This is a genomic window from Patulibacter minatonensis DSM 18081, assembly GCF_000519325.1.
Classification (GTDB): Bacteria; Actinomycetota; Thermoleophilia; order Solirubrobacterales; family Solirubrobacteraceae; genus Patulibacter; species Patulibacter minatonensis.
The window spans coordinates 4,226,836-4,243,735 of record NZ_KI912613.1 but is presented as its reverse complement, the minus strand read 5'-3'; the positions used below and the strand labels follow the sequence as shown (position 1 = coordinate 4,243,735).

The following is a 16,900-nucleotide window of genomic DNA, read 5'->3' as shown; positions in this document are numbered from 1 at the left end:
CGGCTGCGGCGCGGGCGGCGATCGGCCGCCCGCGCCTCGCCTACCGCTCGGACAGCATCTCGGCGGCGAGGAACGACAGCTCGAGCGACTGCGTGGTGTTCAGGCGCGGGTCGCACGCCGTCTCGTAGCGCGTGGCGAGCTGCTCGTCGGAGATCTCCTGGCCGCCGCCGAGGCACTCGGTGACGTCCTCGCCGGTGTGCTCGACGTGGATGCCGCCCGGGTGCGTGCCCAGCGCGCGGTGGACCTCGAAGAAGCCCTTGACCTCGTCGACGACGCGGTCGAAGTGGCGCGTCTTGTAGCCCGACGGCGCCTCCTCGGTGTTGCCGTGCATCGGGTCGCACTGCCACACGACCTTGTGGCCGGAGTCGCGGACGGCCTCGACGATCGGCGGCAGGGCCTCGCGGACCTTGTCGTTGCCCATCCGGGCGACGAGCGTGACGCGGCCGTCGACCTTGTGCGGGTCCAGCGCCTTCAGGAGCGCGACGGCGTCGTCGGGCGAGGACTTCGGCCCGAGCTTCACGCCCGTCGGGTTGGCGGTCAGCGCGGCGAAGGCGACGTGCGCGCCGTCGATCTGCCGGGTCCGCTCGCCGATCCACTGCAGGTGCGCGGAGAGGTTGTAGAGGCGGTCGCCCTGGAGGCGCAGCAGCGCGCGCTCGTAGTCGAGCACGAGCAGCTCGTGGCTCGCGTACATCTCGGTCGTGCGGAGCGAGACGTCCTCGACGCCGCAGGCGTCCATGAAGCGGAGGCTGCGATCGATCTCGCCCGCGACGCGCTCGTACCGCGCGCCGGCGGGCCCGCTGGCGACGAAGTCCATGTTCCACTCGTGGACGTGGTGGAGGTCGGCGAAGCCGGAGCTCGTGATCGCGCGCGTGAGGTTCATCGCGGCCGAGGCGTTGGCGTAGGCGCGCATCATCCGCGCCGGGTCGGGCCGCCGACCCTCGGGCGTCGGCTCGAACGCGTTGACCATGTCGCCGCGGTAGGACGGCAGCCCGAGCGCGTCGGTGTCGGAGGAGCGCGGCTTGGCGTACTGCCCGGCGATGCGGGCGACCTTCACGACGGGCATCGACGTCGCGTACGTCAGGACGACGGCCATCTGCAGCAGCGTCTGGATCGTGCCGCGGAGGTGCGCCTCGGTGTTGTCCTGGAAGGTCTCCGCGCAGTCGCCGCCCTGCAGCAGGAACGCCTCGCCGCGTGCGACGGCGCCGAGGCGCTCCTGGAGCCGGTCGACCTCGGCCGGCAGCGTGACCGGCGGGACGGCCTCGAGCAGGCGGCGGACCCGCACGGTGTAGTCGGCGTCGGGCCAGGACGGTTGCTGGAGCGCGGGGCGCGCGAGCGCCTCGTCCAGCGATGCGCGGAGCTGCGGCGGGAGGGGCGGGAGGTCGGGCAGCGACTCCGCGGGGATGTCGATCGTCCAGTTCACCCTCCCTACCCTACGTGGGGTCGCACGGAAGGCGCATTCCCGCTCGCGGTGCCAGAGCAGTCCCCGGCCCGGGACCTGCGCGACGATCCACACGTCGCGAGGCGTGTCGCCTACGGGGACACCCGGAGCGTCGTACCCGCCGGCAGCATCGGTCGTGGCCGCGACCCCGCGCCCCGCCGCGGTCCGAAACGCGGCGTCGCGCGAATCGTCCGGACCCACGCGGATCCCGGCTCCGGTGATGCCGGCGGTGGTACGCGACGTGGTTACGGGATGGCCGGGCACTCGGGGACGCCCCGTCCGCAGGGGCCGGCCCCGGAGTCGATGGTCCGACGCGGGGCGATCGTCGTGCGATCGGCCCATCGGCCTGAGATCGAAGGTGGAGGTCCGAGCGTCGACCTCCACCATGAGCGCGCTCCGACGAGGCGCAACCCCGCGCGTCCCGTCCCCGTGACGCTGGTGGTCCGGACACCGGGGGCATCGCTGAGCCACACCTGGCCGTCGGCGACCCACGCCGCACCCGTCAGTGTGGCGACGACGGCATCAGGCCGGCCAGGCGGTTGCGCGGCCGGAGTCCCGTGCGCGACGGGCACCGGCGACGACTCGGTCGTCCGAACGTCGTTCAGGACGCGACGGCGGAGTCGCTAGCGGTGACCGTGCGCTGTTCGAGATGGTCGAAGAGCGCCCGGTGGATCAGGACGAGGACGAAGCCGATGGGGATGCCGGCGACACGACTCACTGATCCCGAAATCCTTCGTGATCTGCTTGATCGTCGTCGCTCCGTCACGGGCCCTCGCGACCCGGACCACGTCCTCCTTGAACTCCCGCGGATACGGCTTCGGCACGCTGCACATCCTTCCAGCGGCACTCCTCTGGGCACCACAGATCAAATGTCACCTCTCCGTGCAGCAGTCCCCTCATACCTCGTATTCGGCTCACGCGACCCTGCAGACCGTGGCCCGGTGGTCCATCTGCCGCGCATCGAGTTGGCCCTCCGGGCCACCCGCATGACTCACCGGCAAACCGATGAACCCTCCAAGCTGGCCGACCCGTACTGGGCACAGCAGAACGCGCCTTCGTTGCATCGATCGACCGGTAGCCACGTCGGCAGGTACGGTCGCGTTCGTGAACGACTTGGATGCGATCCAAGCGATCCGCGAGGCGATCGCGCACCTCGAACGTTCGATCGCACCGGTCCGAGCACGGATCGACGCGATCCGAAGGGATTCCCAGACGGAGATCGCAACGCTCGAGGCGCAGATCGCCAACCACCACCAAGAGCTCGCGCGCTGGCGCGCGGCACTCGAACTGGCCGAAGGACGCACCCCGAACGGTTCCGCGATCAGGCGCGGACCGCTGTCGGTCGACGTCAGCGACGAGCACCTCGTCACGACGCTCCGGACGGCCGGGAGGCCACTGACCGCAGGCCAGCTACGCGCGGCCCTCGACCTCAGCGCCAGCATCCCAGCCCCGCGCCTCACACGCCTGTTCGGTCGCGCCGCGCAGCGTGGCGTGATCGTACGAACCGGCACCGGCCGCGCCACACGCTACGCAGCCCCGTGACCGAACGCCTGGTGGGAACCGTGGCGGGGCGGTCGCGCGGCGCTCGGGGTCTCGCCCGAGTGATGAACCCTCGATCGGCGTCCCGTGGACGCCGAGGGCGTCATGAACGGGAGACGACGCGCCGCCCGCCACCCGACCCACGGGCCGGTCCTGGCCCGTTCACGTGTGGTCGACCTGCAGGCGGCGGGCGCCCGCGAGCAGCTCCGAGGTCCGGGCCAGGAGTGCTTGGCCGTTCTCGCATTCCGCCGCGACGGCGCCGGCCAGCACCTCGATCGTGCGGGGAGGCGATCCGGCCTCAGGGCCGGCGTGGATCTCCGCCGCGAGCCCGCGGAGCCGGTGGATGATCACCAGGACTTGTGCGAGCACGCCCTCGACGCCGAGTGCCTCGTCACCCGACGCGAGCGCCGCTGCCGCGAAGCCCTCCAGCGATGATTGCAGCGACGGGATGAGGTCCTCGATGATCCGTTCCGCGAACGCCTCGAGGTCCGGATCGCCCGGCATGGCGCTCGACAGCTCGTCCGGACGGTCGCGTGGGTGCGGGCACATCGTTTGAGTATGCGCCCGCTCCGGTGCTCCCATACGGGGGCTATCCCACCAGTGACGGCGGCGGCCCGACCGGGTCCGCGTAGCCCCGAGGCACGGCCCAGGGCGGTCCCTCCTCGACGACCCGGCCGCGAGCAGGACGGCAGTCCGGCGAGATGCTCGACATCACGGGTCAGCCGGAGACCGCATCCTGGCGCGGAGCCGACCGTACTTAGGGCTCGAGGCCGGTCCCGTGTGGTGGGAAAACCCCCAGGTCCTCAGATCTGCGCGGCGGATACTCGACGACGATCCCCCTCCCCCTCCCACACCCGTCATCCGGAGGTCGCTCATGCGGCTTGCAGACCAGTACCCCGTGGACCACGCCCTCGGGTCGGTGCAGGCCCCCGGCGCGTCTCCGCGGCCGTTCGTGTGGCTTCACGGAACCGACAGCAGGCGCCGCCGAGCGTTCTGGGGCGGCGCGTCCGCCGTCGCGGCACTCGCAGTGCTCCCTGTCGGTGAAGCGCACGCTGCTGCTATCGGCCTCGGCACCGCCGACGCCTACGCGGTCCTCGGCGGAAGCGCGGTGAGCAACACCGGGCCGAGCACCATCCTCGGCGACCTCGGCGTCGCCCCCGGGAACGCGATCTCCGGCTTCCCGCCAGGGACGGTCACGGGCACCATCCACGACAACGACGCCAACGCGCTGCAGGCCGCATCGGACCTCGTCACGGCCTACGACGACGCCGCGGGCCGCCGGACGACCGCTCCGATCACAGCGGACCTCGCGGGCCGCACACTCGTCTCCGGGGTCTACACGGCCACCTCGTCGCTCGGCCTGTCGGGCACGCTCACCCTCGACGCCAAGGGCGACCCCGGCGCGGTGTTCGTCTTCCAGGCGGGCTCGGCGCTGACCGCCGGGTCGGGCAGCAGCGTGCGCCTCGTCAACGGTGCGCAGGCCTGCAACGTGTTCTGGAAGGTCGGCAGCTCCGCGACGATCGGCATGGCGAGCGCCTTCACCGGCACCATCCTCGCCCGCACCTCGATCTCCCTCACGACCAGCGCCACCCTCGACGGCCGCGCGTTGGCCCGCAACGGCGCGGTGACGCTCGACAGCAACACGGTCCGGCGCTCGACGTGCGCCACGTCGACGACCTCCGGATCCGGGACGCCCGGAGGAACGCCGCCGACAGGACCGAGCGGGTCGCAGGCGACCCCGGGCCCCGGCGGCGATGCCGGAGACGGCGGTGACTCCGAGGCGCCGGGAACGTCGACCGGGGGCGTGGCGACCACGAGCTCCGTCGTGCGACCCACGGCAGCCACGACCGCGGCGACACCGAGCACCACCGGCGGCGTTCTGACGGGCACGATCGTGCCGGGTGCGTTCGACCTCATCTACCGCTTCGAGTACGGGACGTCGCGACGGTACGGGCGCCGAACGACGCCAGGCCGCCTCCCCGCCGACGCGACCAGCCGCCGGGTCCGCCGCGCCCTCCACAACCTCGACCCATGCACGACCTACCACTACCGCCTGATCGTGATCCCGCGGAGCGGCCGGAGGGTCCTCGGTCGCGACCGCACCTTCCGCACCGAAGGATGTGCCGCGCGCCGTCCCCGGCGATCCGGCGGGTTCGCCGGCTGATCCAGCGGCCCGGGCACACGCCCGGGCCCTCGGCCGGTCTCCCGCGATGTCCTCTGCAGCCTCTGCCGTCCGCTCCTCCGGGGCGGCGCTCCTCGCCGTGGTGATCAGCACCGGTTCGACGGCCGGCCCCGCAGACGCCACGACGGCCGGCCCCGTCCGCTCGCCGACGATCACGTTGTCGACGTCGACCGACGCGCGCGCCGCCCCGTCCGCGACCTCGCGGCTGCTCACCCGCGTTCCCCGGAAGCGGCCGATCACGGGCACGAGCACCGTCCTCCCTGTGCTCCGGACCGCCCGCGACGGCTCCGGGCACCGCTGGTCGCAGGTCCTGCTTCCCGGCCGGCCGAACGGCGCCGCGGGGTGGATCCGCGATCGCGGCACGCGGGCGACCACCACCCCGTGGTCGATCGACATCGACCGAACGGCACGCGACGGAACGGTGCTGCGCCTGGGCCGCGTCGTCCGGCGGTTCCCCGTCATCGTCGGCGCGCACGCCACCCCGACGCCGACCGGCCGCTACTTCGTCGAGGAGACGGTCCGGCTGACGCGTGGGACGGTCGCCGGGCCGTTCGCTCTCGCCCTCAGCGCCCGCTCGTCGGTGCTCCAGGAATTCGACCGCGGGCCAGGACAGATCGCGCTGCACGGCCGCGACGGACTCGGCGGCACCATGCGAAGCGCCGCGTCGCACGGCTGCGTCCGCCTCACCGATCCCGACATCCGCTGGCTCGCCGACCGGATCGGACCCGGGGTCCGCGTCACCATCCGCACCCACCCCGCGGCCCACGCCAGCGGAGACCGAGGGCGCCCACCTCGGTGGTAGACCTGGATCCCAGAGCGGCCGGACCATCGGCCGCTCGACCCAAGGAGCACCTCATGACCCAGAACGTCGGAATTCTCGCGCTGTTGCACGCCAAGGCCGGGAAGGGCGGGGAGCTGCGGTCGTTCCTCGAGGCCGCCCGCGCGCTCGCGGTCGAGGAGCAGGGCACCGTGAACTGGTACGCCTTTCAGGTCGACGAGCTCACGTTCGGCATCTTCGACACGTTCGCCGACGACTCCGGCCGCGATGCGCACCTGGGCGGCGAGATCGCCAAGAGCCTCGGCACGATCACCCCCGAGCTGCTCGACGGCGACCCCGACCTCAAGAAGATCGACCTCGTCGCCGTGAAGTAGCTCGTACGGCATGCCGGTCCGGGGCGGACAGTCCCTTGGACCGGAGTGCCTTCCCGAGCGCGGCCGCACCGGATCGGTCCGAGTTCCCCTAGCTCAGCGGGTGTTCGAACGGACGATCTCAGCGATCGTCCGAGCGAATTCCTCGCCTCAGACTTGACACGTTTGGACTGAGATTTCTATTGTTCCGGATGCAAGATCTGTTCTTCGAGCTACGGAGGTTTCTGTCATGGCCATCGTTCGTTGGGAGTCCGCGAGTGACTACGGGTCGCTGCAGCGCGAGATCAACCAGCTGTTCTCGTCGTTCGCCGGCGGGACCGGCGCGCGGCGTGCGGGCTGGGTGCCGCAGGTCGATCTGCACGAGTCCGAGGACGGCTACGTGCTGCTCGCCGATCTGCCCGGGGTGTCCGCGGACGACGTCGCGATCGATGTCGAGCGCAATGTCCTGACCCTGAGCGGCGCGCGGACGCGTCGTTCCGGGCAGGACACGAGGCTGGTGCGGTCGGAGCGGTCCTATGGGTCGTTTCGTCGGCAGCTCACGATGCCCGAGGGCGTCGATCCGGACGAGATCGTCGCGTCGTTCGACCGCGGCGTGTTGGAGATCCGGATCCCCAAGCCCGTGAAGGCGCGGCCGCGGCGCATCACGATCGACGTCGCCGGTGGGCACGACGTCATCGACGGCGGTGCGAGCGACCGGTCCGCGACGCCGGACGGGCGCAGCGACTCCGCCGAGATCACCGCCTGACCGCCGGTTCGGGGCCCGGCTCTAGCTGTGGGAGGTCCGGCCGGGTCCCGAACGTCGATCCATCCCGCTCGATCGGGCCGGAGGCAGTCGCCCTGCGACACCGGCCCGGTCGAGGCCAGATACGGCGTCGAGCGCGGTACGCGGCGGGACGCAGCCGCCTCTGAGGGTGATTGGTGCCGACCGTGCGGTGAAGGACTCAGAGAGCAACCCCCGAAGGTCATCGTCCTCTCTGGGTGCCCCGCGCGCGTACTGAGCGCGGGTCTCACGTACGAACGCCGACCGAGAATCCGACCACGGTGCGGGTCCTTCGGTGCGAACGCACGCTCGCCGTCCCGATAGACCCGTCCGAATTGACTTCCGGGACGGGGGCGTCATCCGGTGCAACGCAACCGGTTATGGAGGTCACGACCGCTTCGCGGCACGGGTCGGCCTTCGGCGTCGTTTCGCGGGCGCATCGCCCGCCGGTCGGACCTCGGGCGCGGTGGCGGCGGGGCCGTTCAGGCCGTCGCCCGGTCGGGCCAGACGTCGTCGTCCCCGCCGTCGATGGCCCGGCGTCGCCGCACCCGCACGGTCAGCGCGAGCAGACCGAGCAGCAGCACCACCGTGGCGACGACCAGGACGACCGGCGGACCGCCGTCCTTCTTCAGCGGCCGGACCGTGACGTGCCCGGACCCGAGGGGCCCGGCGATGTCGACGTCGATGGTCTGCTTCCCGACGGTGTAGGCGTCCTTCACCGGCACGATCGCCTCGTACCCTCCGGCGATCTCCCTGACCTCCGGCCGGACGGTGCGCCCGTCGGCCTGCACGGTGGTCCGGACCTTCGCGCCGGAGACCGGTGCGCTGGTCGTCGCGTTCGAGACGTAGACGGTGACGTCGATCGCCGGCGGCTTCCCGGGCTCGGTCAGCGGCGCAGCCGTGACCTGGGTGCGGTACGGCCCGGCGACCGCGCTGCCGAGCAGGATCCCGCCGTGGGCGGACGCGCTCGCGGGCGCCAGGCCGACGAGGGCGAGCGCCGCGGCGGCGAGGACGAGGAGCGCTCGGGCGACGGCTCGCAGCCCACCGGGGCGCGCGTCCGTGGGCGGGATGGTCGTCCGGGCCCCGGGGACCGCCGGCCGGGGCGCGCTCACGCCGACCACCCCGGCAGTCCCGGGCAGATCCGGTCCGCCCGCGCGGGGACGAGGTAGTTGCCGCGGGCGGTGACGGTGATCCACTCGTTGATCCCGTTGTTGATCTGGGCGCCGACGCCGGCCTGCTCGTTCACGGCCTTCGCCGCGTTCATCGCGGTGCGGGTCGCCTCGAAGTCGGCGATCGACCGCTGCAGCGCGACGAAGTGCACCTGCGCGGCGTCGCCGTCGGCGCTGTCGAAGTCGCGGCGGATGATGCGCGGGCGGCCGTTCCGGCGGACGCTCGCCATCGCCTGGGCGTGGCCGATCACGCCGTGCTCCTTCGCGACGGCCGGCAGGTCGACGTCCTCCGGGTTGTCGAGCCCCGTCGGGTGGCGCGCGACGTCGGCGGGGGTCCTGTCGGCGGCGAACATCCGCCGCACGCGCCCCGCGTCGTCGACGCCGTGGTACCAGGTGTTCAGGGTCAGATCGATCGCGGAGACGTGCATCGTCGTGCCGCCCTTCCACGGGCCGTCCTCGATCGTCACGTCGTCCTCGGTGGCCTGATTCTTGCGCAGGCCGGACTGGAAGCCCATGTAGAGCGGGGCCTTCCGCGCGATCGGACGGTCGGTCGGCAGGCCGACGGTGCCGCGCTGCCGGGCGCGGGGGAGCCCCGCGCCGACGAAGCCCGTCCGCCGGGTCCGGACCCGCAGCAGCCCGCGCAGGTCGGTGTCACCGGCGCCGCGGAGCGGCACGCCGTTCAGGAGCGCCCGCTCGACCGCGTCGAGACGCCGCTCGTCGTCGGAGGCGAGGTGCAGGATCGCCGCGGGGTCGTCGAGGATCGGGGCCTCGACGTCGCTCAGCGGCTTGGGGCGCGGGATCGGCGAGGTCGCGCCGAGGCGCCGGAACCACGACGGACCCCAGCCGACGACGACGAAGACGCCGACCGGCCCGTCGGGGACGACGCGCTCCACGCGTCGGAGCGCGGCCTCGGCGGCCCAGGCACGGGCGGGGGTGGGGTCGGCGGCCAGGTCGCAGAGCAGCAGCCGGTGGTGCTTCGGCGGCAGGCCGTTGCCGTGCGCGTCCCGGTGCACGACCGCGTCCCAGGCGTGCTGCCGGGCCGGGCGGTCCGTGCGCGGGAGCCGCGCGCGGTCGGTCTCGCCCGGCGTGGTGCCCTCGTCGCCGGTCGCCACCGCCACGACCGCGCCGACGGCCGCGGCACCCGAGGCGGCCCCTCCGAGGAGGAGCCGGCGCCGGGTCGTCCTCATCGCGTGGTCGCCCCGTCCCACGTGAACGGGATCGACATGCGGGTCGTCGTCCGCCAGCGGTCGGTCGTGTCGGCGTGGCGCCCGATGCGGGGCGGGCCGACGACGAGCTGCGCGACGTACTTGCCGGCCTTCGGCAGGGAGACGTTGTCGCCGTAGTGGATGCCCATCCCCATGCCGATCATCGGGTATTGCGGGCCGGACGAGACGACCTTCCCGGCCGCGTCCGTGATGCGCAGCGTGATCGTCGCGTCCGGCAGCCGGTCGCCGGTCTCCGCGTCGGAGAGGAGCAGCATCACGTGGGCGTTCTGGTCCTTCCGCGGCGCGTGCTTCACGAGCTGGTCGCCCTCGTAGACGGAGAACGTCACGGGCTCGGAGATGTCGAGCTCGACCGACTCGCCGTCCTTCGTGGCGGTCCCGAGCTTCTTCATCTGCATGGTGGACGCGTGCGACTTCTGCGACGCGGCGCTCGGCGTGGTGCCGCCCATGTCCATGCCGGACATGTCGTGGCCGGCGGCGTGCCCTCCGGCGGTGGTGCCGCTGGCGGACACGTTGGAGGAGGTGTCGTCGCCGCAGCCCGCGAGCAGCGCGGCGGTCGCGACGGTCGCCGCGGCGGTGCACGCGCGACGGGTCATCGGGGTCATGGTGGTCCTTCTGGAGGTGTGGGGCGCGGGACCGGGGCCGGGCCGGGGCTCGGGCTGCGGGTCCGTGCGACGGTCGGGGCGGTCCCGGCCGTGCGGATCGGGTCAGGCCCGCGCCGGTGGTCCGCGGACGCTGAGCCCGGCGCCGACGAGGCGCCCGCCGCGGACCATGCGCACCGCGGGGAGCAGGCGGACCCTGGGGGCGCTCCGCGGCACCGTGGGCCGGGCGCGCCGGGCCATCCGCCGGGCGAGGCCCGCCAGCCGCTCCTCGCCGACGTACCGCCGGGCGATCAGCGGCAGGACCAGCAGGATCGCCGGCACGAGGTACAGCACCCCGGTGCCGAGGACCGGCGCGCCGTGGGCGGCGCAGACGAGCACCGAGACGGCGGCGACGACGCCGAGCACCATCGGGAGCACGACGCGCGCACTCCGGTGGGATGGCCAGGGCGTCACGGCGTGAACGGTAGCGCCCTCGCGGCCCCGGCGGCGCGGCGGCCGGCGTCGCCGGCCCCGTCCGCCGCGAAACCCGGATCAGGAATCGGGAGATGCTCGCGCGCTGGTTCTGCCTATGATCCGCCGGTGCTGCAGGTCCGACGTTCACGGTGGTCCCGCGCGGCGGTGCTCGCCGCGGCGGTCCTCGTGCTCGCCGCGGCCGCGGTGTGGTCGCCGGAGGCCCTCTCGGCGGTCCCGGCGCTGCTGCTCCTCGCGGTGCTCGTCGCCGGGTGGTTCCCCGGGGCGACGGTCCTCGACCGGTTGCGCCGCACCTCGCGGTCCCGGCGCCGCGGCCGTCCGCCGCTGTCCGACGGCACCCGCCGCCGGCGCTCCGGACGTCCCGCGGGCGGCGGCGCGCTGCTGGGGCTCCACCTCTCGGGCAACGCGCCACCGGTCGGCGTGCTCGTCGCCCGCTGAACACCCGGAGCCGCGTCCCGCGACGCGGCCGGGTGCCGTCCGCCCGTCCGCCGGCGGACCCGCCACCCCGTTCCCCGAAGGACCCTCGCCGTGCCGACCATCCGTGCCGTCCGACCCGTGCTCGCCGCCCTGGCCGCGATCATCGCCCTGCTCGCCCTCCCAGGGGGCGCGTCGGCGCACGCCCAGCTCGAGTCGACGGTCCCGCCGTCCGGTGCGGTGGTCGCCCGCCAGCCGGCGCAGGTCGACTTCCGCTTCGGCGAGGGCGTGCAGGCCGGGCGGGACGCGGTACGGGTGTACGACGGCGCCGGGAAGCAGGTGCAGCGGGGCGGGGCGTACTCGCCGGGCGGGGACGCCAAGCAGATCGCGATCCGCCTGCGCCCGGGCCTCCCGCAGGGCACCTACACCGCCACGTACCGCCTGATCTCCGCCGACGGCCACCCGATCTCCGGCGGGGTCGTGTTCTCCGTCGGGAGGGCCTCGCGGACGGCCACGAGCCTGGCGGACGCGCTCGCCGGCAGCACGGCCGGGCCCGTCACCGCCACGACGTTCGCCGTCGCCCGCGGGATCCAGTACACGGCGATCGCCGTCGGACTCGGCGTCCTGGCGTTCCTCGTCGTCCTGCTCGGGCCGGCGCTCCGCCGGCGACCCGACGGCGACGAGGCGGTCGCCCGCCGCAGGGTCCTGCGGATCGTGCTCGGCGCCGCCGTCGCCGGGACGCTCAGCGCGGCCGCCGGGGTGGTCCTCGAGGGGGCGCAGGGCGCGGGCGTCTCGTTCTTCTCGGCGCTCGACCCGGACGTCCTCGGCGACTCGCTCGGGACCCGCTTCGGCAAGGTCTGGGCGCTCGGGAGCATCAGCTGGATCGTCGTCGGCGTCGTGGCGTTCCTGGCGTTCCGCACGCCACGGCCGGCGTCGCCCCCGGTCGCGGGCGAGGCGACCCGCGCCACGCCGGGGCCCGCGGGCGGGGAGGCACGATCCGCGGGCGCCCTGCTCCCCGGCAGCGATCGCCGACTGATCGGGCTCCTCCCGTTCGCGGCCTTCCTCCTCGTCCTCCCGGCGCTCGCCGGCCACGGGTCGAGCCAGTCGCCGGTCGGCCTGCTGTTCCCCTCGATCACGATCCACGTGGCGTCCGTCACCGCGTGGATCGGCGGCATCGCGGCCCTGCTCCTCGTGCTCCCCGCGGCGCTGCGGGCCCTGCCGGAGTCCGCGCGGCTCGGCGTCGCGGCCGACGTGCTCGGACGGTTCTCGCGGGTCGCGTTCGTCGCGGTCTGGATCGTCGCGATCACCGGGGCGGTCCAGGCGTACGTGCTGGTCCGGCATCCCGAGGCGCTGCTCGACACGGGGTACGGCCGGTCGGTCACGCTGAAGACGCTGCTGCTCGTGGCCCTGGCGGTCGTGGCGACCGGCAACCACCGGCGCAGCGTCCCGCGGCTGCGGGCGCTCGCCGCGGCCGACCCGGCCGGCGCGGTCCCGGTGGCCGACGGGCCGACGGCGGCCGCGACCGGTGCCCGCCTGCGCCGTGCCGTCCGGATCGAGGCCGCGCTGATCGTGGTCGTCCTCGGCGTGACGGCGGCCCTCTCGACCTACCCGCCGGGGACGGCGCGGCAGACCTCGAAGCCGAAGCCGCCGGAGCCGTTCTCGGCCACGCGCCCCGTCGGACCGCTGCAGGCCCGGATCGACGTGACCCCGGGAGGCGTCGGGCCCAACCGGATCGTCCTGCGGTTGACCGACCCGAGGACCGGGCGGCCGTTCACGGGCGCGAAGGAGGTCGACCTGGCCGAGGCGCTGCCCGCGCAGGACATCCCGGCGCTGCAGCAGACGGCGAAGGCGGCGGGACCGGGCCGGTTCCTCGTCGACGGCGCCCCGCTCTCGGTCGCGGGGACGTGGACGGTCGCCGTCAGCGTCCGGGTCTCGGACTTCGACCAGTACGAGACGACGGTCGAGGTCCCGGTCCGCTGACGCCGCCGCGGTGCCGCGGGCCGGGACCCCGGCACGCGGGGCCGCGTGCCCCGCCGGGACCTACCGCTCGAGCGCGCGCCGCAGCGCGTCGGCCGGCGGCGCCGGCAGGACGAGGCCCCGGCGGTCGCAGCGCCCGCTCGTCTCCAGGCCGGCGAACCCCTCGTCCGGCAGCAGGCAGACGTGGCCGCAGGAGATCGCGGCCCGGACGACGAGCTCGTTCCGCGGGGAGAAGAGCAGGTGCACGCGACAGGCCACGGGCGCCCGGACGACGGCGTCCAGCCGGATCGCCAGCGCCCGGCCCGTCGCGGGCTCGTGCAGGACCTTCCACGCGGTGTCCCCGTCGGGATGCGAGGCGGGCGACGCGTCCAGCGCGGCGAAGAGCCGGCCCAGTCGCGTCTGGCGTCGCTCGTCGACGGCGAGCACCAGGACCCGGCGGCCGTCGTCGGTGCGGACCACGAGGTCCTTGCGCACCGGGTGCGCCCCGGCGGCGAACTCCTGGGCCGCCTTGGCCTGGCGGACGTCGTCGGCGAGCCGGAGCGGGTCGGGACCGAGGGCGAGGTGGCGCGGATCGGGGCGGGAGGACACGCCCCGACTTTACAGGAACAAGACTCAGTCCTATTGCGGTACGGTTCGCGGACCCGACCCCGGAGGACCCGATGTCCCGCACCTGCCAGGTGACCGGCGCGCGCCCGCGCACCGGCATGAACGTGCCCCACTCGCAACAGCGGACGAAGCGCTGGTTCCGCGTCAACGTCCAGCGCAAGCGCTTCTACGTGCCCAGCGAACGTCGCTGGATCCGCATCACGCTGAGCGCGAAGGGCCAGAAGATCATCGACGTGCGGGGGATCGACCGCGTCTACCGGGAGATGGTCGCCCGCGGGGAGCGGTTCTGACTCCCCGCGCGGCGTCCGATCGCGTGTCAGGGCAGCGGGGCGTGGTGCCGCTCGCCGCCGGAGGTCCACGACACGGTCCGCGTCGTCGTGGACAGCTTCGTGGCCCGGCCGTCGGCCGCCGGCGCGAGGACGTGGTCGCCGTCGGCGTCCGTGACGTGGACGCCGGAGCCCGCGGCCGACCAGGCGATCACCGCGCCGGGCAGCAGCACGAGCTGGTCGCTCCGGGGTCCGCCCTTCTCGGACGTCGTGACCTCACCGGTGTCGCGCAGGACCTTCCCGGTCCGGCCGTCGCGGACGACGAAGCGGTCGCGGCTGCGGTCGCCGCGCGACGCCGTCCGGTAGGCCAGCGCGTCGCCGCGGACGACGATGCTCACGGTCAGGACGTCGGTCGAGGCCGTCCCGGTGGAGTTCCGGGCGAAGCGGTGCAGCGCTCCGGTGCGGGCCCAGCAGGCGTAGTGGTATGCGCCGAAGCCCGCGCCCTTCGGGGCGAAGACCTGGACGGAGGACGACCGGGCGACGCGGTTGAACGTGCCGCCCGCGTCGGTGCGCTTCGCGGCGGCCGCGACGCGCGAGGCGCACGACGTGGTCGTGGCGGCCGCGCCGGTCGAGGCGGGGACGACGGCCGCGGCGGGCGAGCCGACAGCGAGGGCCGCCAGGAGCAGGCGGCGACGGTGTGACGGTGACATGGGGATCTCCGGGGACGTGGTTCGGGGGACGGGGCGAGGTGACGCCCTGCACCCCTTCGACGCACGTGCCGGCCGGAACTCACGGATGTTCCTCCGGCGGATCGACGCAGTGCTCAGCAGACGAGTCGCCGGGCGATCCAGCCCCGGACCTGCCGGTCGTCGGCGATCACGAAGAGCCAGCGCCCGCCCCGTGCGGTCCGCAGGACCGAGACCGGCTGGCCGTCCATCACGCGCCCCGTGTACCCGCGGCCTCCGGCGCGGGCGTAGAGCCCGTTCTCCACGGGGATGCCCTTCGCCCGGCGCTGCGCCGTGGTCCCGAGGACGCAGGCGTGCGCGGACCGCTCGCCCGCCCGCGCCCGACGCGGCCGGCCGACGATCGAGCCGTTCGCGTCCGGCCGGCGGCAGACGACGCCGATCGTCGCGTCCCCGACCGACGAGGTGCCTCCCCGGTACAGCCGCCAGCGCACCGCCGTGTCGCGGCGGTCGAGGATCGGGATCGCGGGGTTCGCGCGGACGTCCGTCCGTTGCTCGGGGGTCGCGAGTCCACCGACGATCTGGCCGGCCGGGCAGCGGAGCGTCACGAACCGGGGATGCGCGTCGTCGGCGCTCGCGGGCACGCGCACCCGCGCGTGGACGAGCGACGTCCGGCGCGGCACGGGGTCGCCGGCCTGCACCCGCGTCGGCCCGAACGTCTTGGCACCGGGGATCCGGATCGCGGCCGGCGACCCCGCGTGCCCGACGTGGACGCCCCCGACCACGAGCGTCCCGGCGACGACGGCCGACGCACCGACCCCGGCGGCGACGGCGGCGCCCTTGACCCCGGGGCCCGCCGGGGCCGCTGCGCCGAGGAGCCCGAGCAGCCAGCCGGGCGGCGACAGCGCCCCGACGCGACGGTCGAGGCGGCGCAGGTCCGACCGGAACGCCCGGCAGCCCGCGCAGGTCCGCAGGTGCAGGCGCGCCGTCTCGGCGGGCCGCGTGCGCCGGTCGTGCGCGTCGTGCAGCAGCGGACGGATCTCGGTGCACGCGGCGTCCCGGGCGCGCTCCGTGCGCAGGAGCGTCTCGCGGGCCCGCTGGACGGTCATGTGCACGGCGTTCGGGCTGATCCCGTGCTCGGTCGCGACCTCGTCGACCGATCGTCCGTCGACCGCGCGAGCGAGGAAGACGGAGCGCTGCCGCTCGGGCAGGACCGCGATGTCGGCGACGATCCCGCGCAGCCGCTCGCGCCCGGTCGCGACGCGCTCCGGCTCGGTGCGGTCGTCCGCGGGGTCGGCGTCCGCGGTGCCGTCCGGGGTCCGGACCGTCGCCCGGATCGCGTCGATCGCGGAGTTCCGGGCGATCCGGTGGAGCCACGGGTCGAGGCGCTCGGCAGGTGCCCGGCCCGAGGACAGGTGCCGGTAGGCCTTGACCATGGCCTCTTGGACGACGTCGTCCACGTCGATCGTCCCCGGGCGGGCGAGCGTCAGGACGTACCGCCGCAGTCGCGGGCGATGGCGGGCGTCGATGGTCGCCCAGGCCGCGTCGTCGCCGCGAGCGACGCGTGCCGCGAGCCGGCGGTCGAGGGGGATGTGCGGTGCGACGGACACGGGGGAGTCCTCACGGCGGGCGGCGCTCGGGACACCGCCCGGACGGGCAGGCTACGCCCCGGCCGGGACGACGGGCGCAGCAGGCCCGTCCGACTCCGTCGCCCGAGGCACGACGGTCGACGAACATCCGACTCCCGAGGGGTGGTCGTCGCGGACCGGAACGGATAGACCGATGGGGACGGAGACCCCCAGCACCACCCGAGGAGTGAGAGCGATGAACGACCGCGAGCGGCAGACCCGAGAGGTCGCGGGCACCGACGTCTGGAGCGTCCACCAGCCGACCCGCTACACCCTGCGCGACGAGGAGGACGACGACCTCCCGCCCGTGCGGACCCGCCGGTCCGGCTGGCATAGGCGCACGACGCCGAGCGTCGCGTCCGTCCGCCGCGAGTGGTCCCGGGGGCCGTCCCGACGGCGCTGAGCCTCGGGTCCGGAAGGGCGAACGCACGTTCGCTTGCACGCCGTCCGGGGGCGTCTGGAGGATCGCTCCCACCATGAGCACCTTCACCTCGCCGCTCGTCGCCTGCGCCCCGCGCCGACGGCGCTCGCCCCGCCTGATGGCCGTCGCCCTCGTGCCGGGCAGCGCCTGCGCCTCCGACGTCGTCCCGGCGGTCTCCGCCGGCGACGCGCAGGCGCGCCTCGTCGAACTCGGCCTGCTCCCCGAGCGGGCCGCGACCGGCACCTGGAACGTGCCGACCGCCGACGCGATCCGCCGGTTCCAGGCCGACTGCGGCCTCGACGCCAGCGGCGTGGCGGGCACGATCACCGCCGGACGCCTGCGGATCCGTTGAGGTCGAGGACCGGCCGTCCC

At 74.4% G+C, this 16,900-nt stretch carries 19 protein-coding genes; 10 read left to right on the top strand and 9 right to left on the bottom strand.

What is annotated here, in order from left to right; genetic code table 11:
* Positions 1-40: 40 nt before the first annotated feature.
* Positions 41-1,420: a class II 3-deoxy-7-phosphoheptulonate synthase gene (locus PATMI_RS0119860; protein WP_026912152.1), complete on the bottom strand. Its 1,380-nt coding sequence runs from the start codon at positions 1,418-1,420 to the stop codon at positions 41-43.
* A gap of 1,122 nt (positions 1,421-2,542) precedes the next feature.
* Between PATMI_RS0119860 and PATMI_RS0119850 the strand changes: the two genes are divergently transcribed.
* Positions 2,543-2,980 (top strand): hypothetical protein, encoded by a 438-nt coding sequence (locus tag PATMI_RS0119850; protein ID WP_026912151.1) that lies wholly within the window; start codon positions 2,543-2,545, stop codon positions 2,978-2,980.
* A gap of 159 nt (positions 2,981-3,139) precedes the next feature.
* Here the strand turns inward: PATMI_RS0119850 and PATMI_RS0119845 are convergent, their stop codons facing one another.
* Positions 3,140-3,526 carry a hypothetical protein gene (locus PATMI_RS0119845; RefSeq protein ID WP_036726169.1) on the bottom strand — a complete coding sequence of 129 codons (387 nt, stop codon included), beginning with the start codon at positions 3,524-3,526 and terminating at the stop codon, positions 3,140-3,142.
* Between the two features lie 559 nt (positions 3,527-4,085).
* Here PATMI_RS0119845 and PATMI_RS0119840 point away from each other — a divergent pair.
* The 4 genes from PATMI_RS0119840 (at position 4,086) to PATMI_RS31840 (ending at position 7,053) form a co-directional block, all read left to right on the top strand.
* Positions 4,086-5,141, top strand: a complete 1,056-nt coding sequence (locus PATMI_RS0119840) for an ice-binding family protein (protein WP_245604224.1) — start codon at positions 4,086-4,088, stop codon at positions 5,139-5,141.
* Positions 5,142-5,187: 46 nt separating this feature from the next.
* Complete coding sequence (locus tag PATMI_RS35125; protein WP_157260872.1) at positions 5,188-5,961, top strand: L,D-transpeptidase; 774 nt, start codon at positions 5,188-5,190, stop codon at positions 5,959-5,961.
* A gap of 53 nt (positions 5,962-6,014) precedes the next feature.
* A complete protein-coding gene (locus PATMI_RS0119830) occupies positions 6,015-6,311 on the top strand; it encodes a putative quinol monooxygenase (protein WP_026912148.1) in 297 nt (98 codons plus the stop codon).
* Positions 6,312-6,537: 226 nt separating this feature from the next.
* Positions 6,538-7,053 carry an Hsp20/alpha crystallin family protein gene (locus PATMI_RS31840; protein WP_051472072.1) on the top strand — a complete coding sequence of 172 codons (516 nt, stop codon included), beginning with the start codon at positions 6,538-6,540 and terminating at the stop codon, positions 7,051-7,053.
* A gap of 497 nt (positions 7,054-7,550) precedes the next feature.
* On the opposite strand, the gene PATMI_RS0119820 is transcribed toward PATMI_RS31840, so the two are convergent.
* The 4 genes from PATMI_RS0119820 to PATMI_RS0119805 form a co-directional block, all read right to left on the bottom strand.
* Positions 7,551-8,180, bottom strand: a complete 630-nt coding sequence (locus PATMI_RS0119820) for a hypothetical protein (protein WP_157260871.1) — start codon at positions 8,178-8,180, stop codon at positions 7,551-7,553.
* Complete coding sequence (locus PATMI_RS31835; RefSeq protein WP_036729138.1) at positions 8,177-9,424, bottom strand: DUF7405 family protein; 1,248 nt, start codon at positions 9,422-9,424, stop codon at positions 8,177-8,179. Before PATMI_RS31835 ends, PATMI_RS0119820 begins: the two co-directional genes overlap by 4 nt.
* The gene (locus PATMI_RS0119810) at positions 9,421-10,056 is read right to left on the bottom strand and encodes an iron transporter (protein WP_026912146.1); all 636 of its coding nucleotides are present in this window, start codon (positions 10,054-10,056) and stop codon (positions 9,421-9,423) included. The genes PATMI_RS31835 and PATMI_RS0119810 overlap by 4 nt, the downstream gene beginning before the upstream one ends.
* Positions 10,057-10,167: 111 nt before the next feature.
* Positions 10,168-10,515 carry a hypothetical protein gene (locus tag PATMI_RS0119805; RefSeq protein ID WP_026912145.1) on the bottom strand — a complete coding sequence of 116 codons (348 nt, stop codon included), beginning with the start codon at positions 10,513-10,515 and terminating at the stop codon, positions 10,168-10,170.
* Positions 10,516-10,641: 126 nt separating this feature from the next.
* Here PATMI_RS0119805 and PATMI_RS0119800 point away from each other — a divergent pair, with 126 nt between their 5' ends.
* The gene (locus PATMI_RS0119800) at positions 10,642-10,971 is read left to right on the top strand and encodes a hypothetical protein (protein WP_026912144.1); all 330 of its coding nucleotides are present in this window, start codon (positions 10,642-10,644) and stop codon (positions 10,969-10,971) included.
* A 90-nt stretch (positions 10,972-11,061) separates the two neighbouring features.
* A complete protein-coding gene (locus PATMI_RS0119795; RefSeq protein ID WP_026912143.1) occupies positions 11,062-12,927 on the top strand; it encodes a copper resistance CopC/CopD family protein in 1,866 nt (621 codons plus the stop codon).
* Positions 12,928-12,987: 60 nt separating this feature from the next.
* Here PATMI_RS0119795 and PATMI_RS0119790 read toward each other — a convergent pair whose 3' ends face one another.
* Positions 12,988-13,512, bottom strand: coding sequence for a hypothetical protein (locus PATMI_RS0119790; protein WP_026912142.1), 525 nt, complete (start codon positions 13,510-13,512; stop codon positions 12,988-12,990).
* A gap of 71 nt (positions 13,513-13,583) precedes the next feature.
* Between PATMI_RS0119790 and rpmB the strand changes: the two genes are divergently transcribed.
* Positions 13,584-13,820: a 50S ribosomal protein L28 gene (gene rpmB / locus PATMI_RS0119785; RefSeq protein WP_026912141.1), complete on the top strand. Its 237-nt coding sequence runs from the start codon at positions 13,584-13,586 to the stop codon at positions 13,818-13,820.
* Between the two features lie 26 nt (positions 13,821-13,846).
* Here rpmB and PATMI_RS0119780 read toward each other — a convergent pair whose 3' ends face one another.
* Together PATMI_RS0119780 and PATMI_RS0119775 are read right to left on the bottom strand one after the other, a co-directional pair.
* Entirely contained in the window at positions 13,847-14,506 is a 660-nt protein-coding gene (locus PATMI_RS0119780; protein WP_026912140.1) for a hypothetical protein, read from the bottom strand.
* Positions 14,507-14,619: 113 nt separating this feature from the next.
* Positions 14,620-16,089 carry a sigma-70 family RNA polymerase sigma factor gene (locus tag PATMI_RS0119775; RefSeq protein WP_026912139.1) on the bottom strand — a complete coding sequence of 490 codons (1,470 nt, stop codon included), beginning with the start codon at positions 16,087-16,089 and terminating at the stop codon, positions 14,620-14,622.
* A gap of 214 nt (positions 16,090-16,303) precedes the next feature.
* Between PATMI_RS0119775 and PATMI_RS0119770 the strand changes: the two genes are divergently transcribed.
* Positions 16,304-16,510, top strand: a complete 207-nt coding sequence (locus PATMI_RS0119770; RefSeq protein WP_026912138.1) for a hypothetical protein — start codon at positions 16,304-16,306, stop codon at positions 16,508-16,510.
* A 73-nt stretch (positions 16,511-16,583) separates the two neighbouring features.
* Positions 16,584-16,880 (top strand): peptidoglycan-binding domain-containing protein, encoded by a 297-nt coding sequence (locus PATMI_RS0119765; RefSeq protein ID WP_026912137.1) that lies wholly within the window; start codon positions 16,584-16,586, stop codon positions 16,878-16,880.
* Positions 16,881-16,900 lie beyond the last annotated feature (20 nt).